The organism is Nocardia sp. NPDC003693, from assembly GCF_053981095.1.
Window position 1 is genome coordinate 144,860 of record NZ_JBSFNO010000019.1, and the last position, 6,557, is coordinate 151,416.

7 protein-coding genes are annotated in these 6,557 nt (G+C 70.2%); 6 read left to right on the forward strand and 1 reads right to left on the reverse strand.

Going from position 1 to position 6,557, the window contains the following annotated elements:
- Positions 1-16 precede the first annotated feature (16 nt).
- Positions 17-943 carry a LysR family transcriptional regulator gene (locus tag ACWDOP_RS21800; protein ID WP_456346538.1) on the reverse strand — a complete coding sequence of 309 codons (927 nt, stop codon included), beginning with the start codon at positions 941-943 and terminating at the stop codon, positions 17-19.
- A 124-nt stretch (positions 944-1,067) separates the two neighbouring features.
- On the opposite strand from ACWDOP_RS21800, the gene ACWDOP_RS21805 reads away from it, so the two are divergent.
- The 6 genes from ACWDOP_RS21805 to ACWDOP_RS21830 form a co-directional block, all read left to right on the forward strand.
- Positions 1,068-1,760, forward strand: coding sequence for a type 1 glutamine amidotransferase domain-containing protein (locus ACWDOP_RS21805; protein WP_456346539.1), 693 nt, complete (start codon positions 1,068-1,070; stop codon positions 1,758-1,760).
- A gap of 5 nt (positions 1,761-1,765) precedes the next feature.
- Positions 1,766-2,317, forward strand: coding sequence for a TetR/AcrR family transcriptional regulator (locus ACWDOP_RS21810; RefSeq protein ID WP_456346540.1), 552 nt, complete (start codon positions 1,766-1,768; stop codon positions 2,315-2,317).
- Entirely contained in the window at positions 2,314-3,327 is a 1,014-nt protein-coding gene (locus tag ACWDOP_RS21815; RefSeq protein ID WP_456346541.1) for an NADP-dependent oxidoreductase, read from the forward strand. Before ACWDOP_RS21810 ends, ACWDOP_RS21815 begins: the two co-directional genes overlap by 4 nt.
- 83 nt (positions 3,328-3,410) lie before the next feature.
- Complete coding sequence (locus tag ACWDOP_RS21820) at positions 3,411-5,030, forward strand: VWA domain-containing protein (protein ID WP_456346542.1); 1,620 nt, start codon at positions 3,411-3,413, stop codon at positions 5,028-5,030.
- Positions 5,031-5,038: 8 nt separating this feature from the next.
- Positions 5,039-5,626 (forward strand): hypothetical protein, encoded by a 588-nt coding sequence (locus ACWDOP_RS21825; RefSeq protein ID WP_456346543.1) that lies wholly within the window; start codon positions 5,039-5,041, stop codon positions 5,624-5,626.
- Positions 5,623-6,557 (forward strand): hypothetical protein (locus ACWDOP_RS21830; protein ID WP_456346544.1); only part of this gene is annotated, 935 nt, incomplete at its 3' end. The genes ACWDOP_RS21825 and ACWDOP_RS21830, both read left to right, overlap by 4 nt.

Consider the following 6,557-nt stretch of genomic DNA (forward strand, 5'->3'; position numbering starts at 1 on the left):
CGGGCTCGGTTCCCGGTCAGTCCACGCAGGCCCGCCACACCCCCGCCGCCTCCAGCAATCGGGCGCCGATCCGCTCGACGTGCGGGCGCACCGGTCCCCCGGCGCGGCGGGCCAGATAGACGGTGTTGATCGGGGAATCCGCGGGGTCCAGCAGCAGCGTCACGGTCCCCGCGGCGAGCTCGCGCGAGCACAGGTAGCGCGGCAGCACCGAGATCCCGGCGCCGGCCACAACCGCCGACAGCACCGCGCGCAGATCCGGAATGACAAGGGCCGCTTCGGCTTCCAGCCGCGTACCGAACACGTGCCGCCAGTATCGGCGCAGGATCGGCAGATCCGCGGCGTAGCTGATCAGCGGGACACCGGTGAAGTCGTTGGCGCGCAACCGCTCCGGGTCGATGCCCGCCGCCACCGCCGGGGCGGCGACCAGAACGAATTCCTCGTCCGCGAGCGGTTCGGCGAGCAGGGTGCGCCCGCGCGGGCGAATCGTGGACAGCACCAGATCGAGGGTGCCCACCCGCAGATCGGCCAGCAGGTCGTCGGCCAGACCCGTGACGACGGTGAGGCGCACACCCGCGGCGACCTGCGGGGCGAGCGCGGGCAGCACCAGCGCGGCGAGCAGTTCGGCCGGACCGCCCAGCAGCACGGGCGGTTCGGCCGCGCTCTCGGCGGGCGCGTCCCCCACCACGACCTCGAGCGCGTCGAGCGGATCGGCGACCCGCACGGCGAGATCGTGCGCGGCCGCGGTCGGGGTGACCCCGCGCGGCAGGCGTTCGAACAGCGGCCGGCCGATGCCGCGTTCCAGGGCCTGCAGCTGGGTGGTCACCGTCGGCTGGGACAGCCCGACCTGCGCGGCCCCGGCGGTGATGGATCCCGCCCGGTAGACCGCCAGGAAGGTCCGCAGCTGCGCGAGATCCACCGAGCCATCGGTCTGCCTATGTCTCATATAGGCGAGTCTATTGGTCAGTCGATGCGTGAATGCCTAGCGTGGGTGCCACGACGACCTGACACATCACGTACGAAACGTCAGGTCATCCATCCGCCAGACCGTTCCCATCCGAGGAGAATTCATGGCCAGGGTCCTTTTCGTCATGACCGGCGTCGATCATTGGACGCTCAACGACGGCACGAAACACCCGACCGGCTACTGGGCCGAGGAGTTCGCCGCGCCCTACGAGGCGCTGCGCGCGGCCGGGCACGAGATCGTGGTCGCCACCCCCGGCGCGGTTGTGCCGACCGTGGATCGCGGCAGTCTCGCCCCCGACGCAAACGGCGGCCCGGCCGGGGCCGAGAAGATCGCCGAGACGCTGCGCGCGGCCGTGGAGCTGACCCGGCCCATCGACCTGGCCGGCGTCCGGCTCGAGGACTACGACGCGGTCTACTACCCGGGCGGGCACGGACCGATGGAAGACCTCGCGGTGAACGCCGACTCCGGTCGGCTGCTCACCGCCGCACTCGCCTCGGGCAAACCGCTCGGGGTGGTGTGCCACGCGCCCGCCGCGCTGCTGGCCACCGCCGGCGCCGACGGCAACTCACCGTTCGCCGGATACCGCGTCGCCGCCTTCTCCAATGCCGAGGAGACCCAGGCCGGACTGGCCGACAAGGCCCCGTGGCTGCTGCAGGACCGGCTGATCGCCCTCGGCGTCGACTATCGCGAGGGCGAGCCGTGGGCCCCGCACATCGAGGTGGACCGAAACCTGTACACCGGGCAGAACCCGGCGTCCTCCGCCCCGCTGGCGGCGGAGTTGCTGAAGGTCCTCTGAGTTCGATGGCCGACCGGACCGCGGACGTACTCGACGCCACCCAGCGCTGCCTCCTGCGCTACGGGGTGCGCCGGACCACCATGGACGACATCGCCGCCGAGACGGGCGTGTCCAGGTCCGCGGTCTACCAATACGTTCGCGGCAAGGACGACGCCGTGCGGCGGCTCACCGAGCGGCTGCACGGCACCGCGCTCGAGCACGCCCACACGGCCGCGAACGCGAACGCCCCACTGGCGGAACGGGTGTGCGGGATCCTGGCCGCCAAGGTGGAACTGACCTCCGGCCCGTTCGCCGAATCACCGCACGCCGCCGAACTTCTCGACGAACAGGCGCGCCTCAACGGCGACATCTGCCGCCGTTTCACCGAAGACCTGCACGGGATCCTCACCGCCGTGCTCACGGCGGAGCGGGTACCCGATCCCGCCGACACCGCACACATACTGCTGGCCACCACCATCGGCCTGCTCACCGCGCGCCGCACCGACCTGGTGCCCCGCGCCGCCTCCGCCGTCCTGCACGGCGCGTTCACGGAACACCCAGAAGGAGAACACTCATGACCGTCGCCGGCCGCGAATGGCGTTTGATCGCCCGCCCGTTCGGTGAGCCGAAGCCCTCGGACTTCGAACTCGCCACCGTCGACCTGCCGGATCCCGCGCCCGGGCAGGTGCTGGTGCGCAACGACTGGCTGTCGGTGGACCCGTACATGCGCGGCCGGATGAACGACGTCGAATCCTATATTCCGCCTTTCGTTCTCGACGAGGCCATGACCGGCGGCGCGGTGGGTACGGTGGTGGCCTCGGCCGCCGACGGCATCGAGATCGGCGCCACGGTCTCGCATTTCGCGGGCTGGCGGGACTACGCGCTGCTCGATGCGGGCGCCGTCCAGGTCGTCTCCACCGAAGTCGCGCCGGCACAGGCGTATCTGGGCCTGCTCGGCACCACCGGTCTGACCGCCTACGCGGGGCTGACCGAGGTCGCGCCCGTCCGTGCGGGCGACGTGGTGTTCATCTCCGGGGCCGCGGGCGCGGTCGGATCCGTGGCCGGGCAGGTCGCCAGACAGCTCGGCGCGGCCAAGGTCATCGGCTCCGCGGGCGGACCGGACAAGGCCGCACGCCTGGTGCGCGACTTCGGCTTCGACGCCGCCATCGACTATCGCGCGGGCGATCTGCCGGGGCAGCTGGCCGCGGCCGCGCCCGGCGGGATCGACGTGTACTTCGACAACGTCGGCGGGGATCACCTGGACGCGGCGCTGGTGGCCATGAACCGGTACGGCCGGATCGCGCTGTGCGGGGCCATCTCGGTCTACAACGACACCGAACTCGCGCCCGGGCCCAGCCACCTGCCGCTGGCCATCGGCAAGCGGATCACCCTGCGCGGCATGAATGTCAGTGATCACATGCACCAGGTTCCGGAGTGGTTCGCCAAGGCCGGGGGCTGGCTCGCCGACGGGTCGCTGCGCACCGAGGAGACCGTGTTCGAGGGCATCGAGCAGGCCCTGGACGCGTTCACCGCCATGATGAACGGCGCGAACACCGGCAAGATGCTGGTTCGCCTCCCGCACAACTGATTTCGCCCGCCGCTCACCGGCAGTTCACCTTCCCCACGTCTGGCCGTGTTTAGGCTCTCGGCACAGAGGGGAAGGTGGCACGGGTGGCCGCACGGCGCACGAAACTACTCGTCACAGCACTGATCGCGCTCTGCGTCCTGGCGGCGGGATGCACGGGCTCGGAACCGGGGAAGGACCCGGCGGCCGGATACGACGACTCAGCCGATGTACTGAACATCGTCGCGGGCTCCGAGCACGACGCGGTGTTCGCCTCCATCGTGCAGCCGTGGTGCCGGGATCAGGGTCTGACCTGCACCATGACCGCGATGGGCTCGGTCGATCAGGCCCGGCTGCTGCAGACCGGGGACGCGCCCTACGACGGATTCTGGTTCGCCAGCAGCGTTTTCCAGCAGCTCGGCGACACCGCGCACCGGCTGCAGCGGGTCCAGCCGATGTTCAGCACGCCGCTGGTGTTCGCGGGGCGCAAGAGCGAACTGGAGCGGCTCGGCTTCCTGGGCCGCGATGTCGGCATCGAGGAGATCCTCGCGGCGGTGGAGGCCAAGCGCACCACGGCGTGGATGACCAATCCGACCCAGTCCAATTCCGGCGCGACGGTCCTGCTGGGGTTCCTGAATCACTTCGCGGGCAACGGGCCCGGGGTCGCGCTCACCACCGATCAGCTGAACTCAGAACCCGTGCGTACCGGAATCACCCGGTTCGCACGGGCTTTCGCGCGCACGCCGCCGTCCACGGGGTTGCTCATGGACGAATGCCTGGCCTCGCCGCAGTGCAAGACGCTGTTCACCTACGAAGACCTGGTGATCGAGCGCAACAGAGCACTGGTCGCCGCGGGACAGGAGCCGCTGCACGTGGTGTACCCGCGCGGGGTGCTGGCCATCTCGGACGCGCCGCTGGGCTTCCTGCCGCACGGGGACAATCCCGCGAAGCTCGCCAACTTCCAGAAGCTGCAGGACTTCCTGCTCACCGCCGATACGCAGCGGCGTCTGACCGAGCTGGGGCGGCGGCCCATCACCAGCATCGGGCTCTCGCTGCCGGACGCGCCGCGCACGGTGTTCAACCCGGACCAGGGCATCCGCGCCACGCTGACCGATCAGCCCATCACCTATCCGGCCGCGCCGGTCATCGAAGCGGCGCTGGACAACTACCAGACCTCCTATCGCGCGCCGACCGATCTGGTCTACTGCATCGACGCCTCCGGGAGCATGAGCTCCAACGGCGGCTGGGACGGGGTGCAGCAGGCCGCGGACCTGCTGTTCGATCCGGTGGAATCCAAGAAGTACCTGGTGCAGACCGGTCCGCAGGACCGCACCGCGGTGCTGGTCTTCGACAGCGTCCCCGCCTCCGCGCCGTGGACCGCCGGCAACTCCGCGTCCGCGCTGCAGACCCTGCGCGGCGTGGTGCGCGATCGAAAGCCCAACGGCGGCACCGGGATCTACCGCTGTCTGGCGGCCGCGGCCACCGAGTTCGAGGGCCCGCCCGATCCCGCGCGCAAACGCCTGGTCATCCTCATGACCGACGGCACCGACACCGAGGGCGGCGGGCTCGAGGCCATCACCCGCAGCGGGGTGCCTGTGGTGACCATCGGGTTCGGGAGCGCCGTGAACACCAAGGCGCTCAACGAGATCGCGGCGCGCACGGGCGGCTCCTATTTCAGTTCCGACAATATGGTCGCGGCCCTGCGCCAGGCCGTGGGTTACCGGTAGGAGCGCGGTTGCCGAGCAATTCCGTCCTGATCACCACCCTGGCCGTCCTGGTCCTGTCCTTTCTCGGGCTGTACGCGGTACTGGGCTCCGCGGTGGGCGCGGCCTGCGTCGCGGCGGGGGCGGCGGTCCTCACCGCGCTCGCCGGGCAGGCGCTGTCCGAACGCGCCCGGCAGGGCGCGCTGACCCGCGCGGTACGCGAGGGCGCCCGGCGGGTCGCGGCACGGGCCGGCCGGGTCGCCGATCCGGAGACCCGGGCCGCGTTGCTGCGGGCCTGCGAGATCATTCCCGCGCTCGTCGAGCGCACCGAAAGTGTTGATCCATCGCGTCTTCCGGCGCTCCGCGAGGCCCTGCGCACCGGGTTGACGACCGTCGAATCGGTGCTCGACCGGTATCTCGAGGTGCAGGAGCATCCGGCGCGTTTCCGCGACGCCGACCGGTTGCTCGCGCGCAGTCGCGAGGTGCTGCGCGGGTTCGAACACTTCGCCGCCCATACCGCCGAACAGATCGGGGATCCGGATCTGGAGTCCTTCTTCACCGATCTGGCCCGACTGGAATTGAGTTATCCCCCAGTGCTTCCCCCGAGCGAGGACCGATGAACAAGTCCCGGCTACCCGTCCTGCTGGCCGCCGTGTTCGCCGTCGTGGTGATCGTCGTCGGCGTCGTGGTCATCCGCGGCTCGCAGGCGACCCCCGCCGCGGTCACCACCCTCACCTGCCTGGGCGGTTCGGAGAAGTCCGCGCTCATGGCCGATGCCGACGTGCGGGCGATCCTGCGCGACGACTACCGGCTGGAGGTGAAGTTCGATCAGCGCGGGTCGTACGATCTGGTCCAGTTGCCCACCGCGCAGTTGACGAGTCAGGGCGTGGGGTGTCTGTGGCCGTCCTCGGCCAGCGCGCGCAGCGTGTTCGAGGCGACGCACGACACCGACGATTTTCCCGGGTATCGGGCCGAATCGGTGCTGGAGACGCCCGAGGTCATCTACGCCGGACCGGCAGCCACCGACGCGCTGATGCAGGCCGGCATCGTCGCCCAGCGCGAGAACACCTACCACATAGTCGATCTCAAGCGGCTGCTGCTGGAATACGTGCTTCCCAAGCGGAAATGGGAGGCACTGGCCGCGCAGAACCTTGCCGGGCCGATCCGGATCACCAGCACCGATCCCGCGACCTCCAACTCCGGATTCAGTCTCCTGCAGCTGGAATTGACGGTCATCGCCTCGGGGGACGTGTTCCAGCCGCCCACGGTCGCGGAGGCCAAGGCCGGACTGCCCACGGTGCGCGGCCTCTACGACGCGCAGGGTCTGCAATCGGACACCTCGACCGGCGGCTTCCGGGAGTGGCTGATCCAGGGCGCGGCCATGCTGTACGCCGGGTACGAGAGCCAGGTGCTGCAGCAGCTGGCCGCCTACCGCGACAATCCCGCCGCCACCGACGCGCTGCTGGCGGGCACGCGCATGCTGTATCCGGATCCGACGCTGTTCAACAGCAATCCGGTGCTGGCGCTCACGCCCGAGGCGCAGCAGTTGAT

What these genes read in the sequence shown, in the direction of transcription:
- ACWDOP_RS21805 (WP_456346539.1), top strand. Translation starts at nt 1,068, where the DNA reads ATGGCCAGGGTCCTTTTCGTCATGACCGGCGTCGATCATTGGACGCTC.
- ACWDOP_RS21800 (WP_456346538.1), bottom strand. Translation starts at nt 943, where the DNA reads ATGAGACATAGGCAGACCGATGGCTCGGTGGATCTCGCGCAGCTGCGG.
- ACWDOP_RS21815 (WP_456346541.1), top strand. Translation starts at nt 2,314, where the DNA reads ATGACCGTCGCCGGCCGCGAATGGCGTTTGATCGCCCGCCCGTTCGGT.
- ACWDOP_RS21810 (WP_456346540.1), top strand. Translation starts at nt 1,766, where the DNA reads ATGGCCGACCGGACCGCGGACGTACTCGACGCCACCCAGCGCTGCCTC.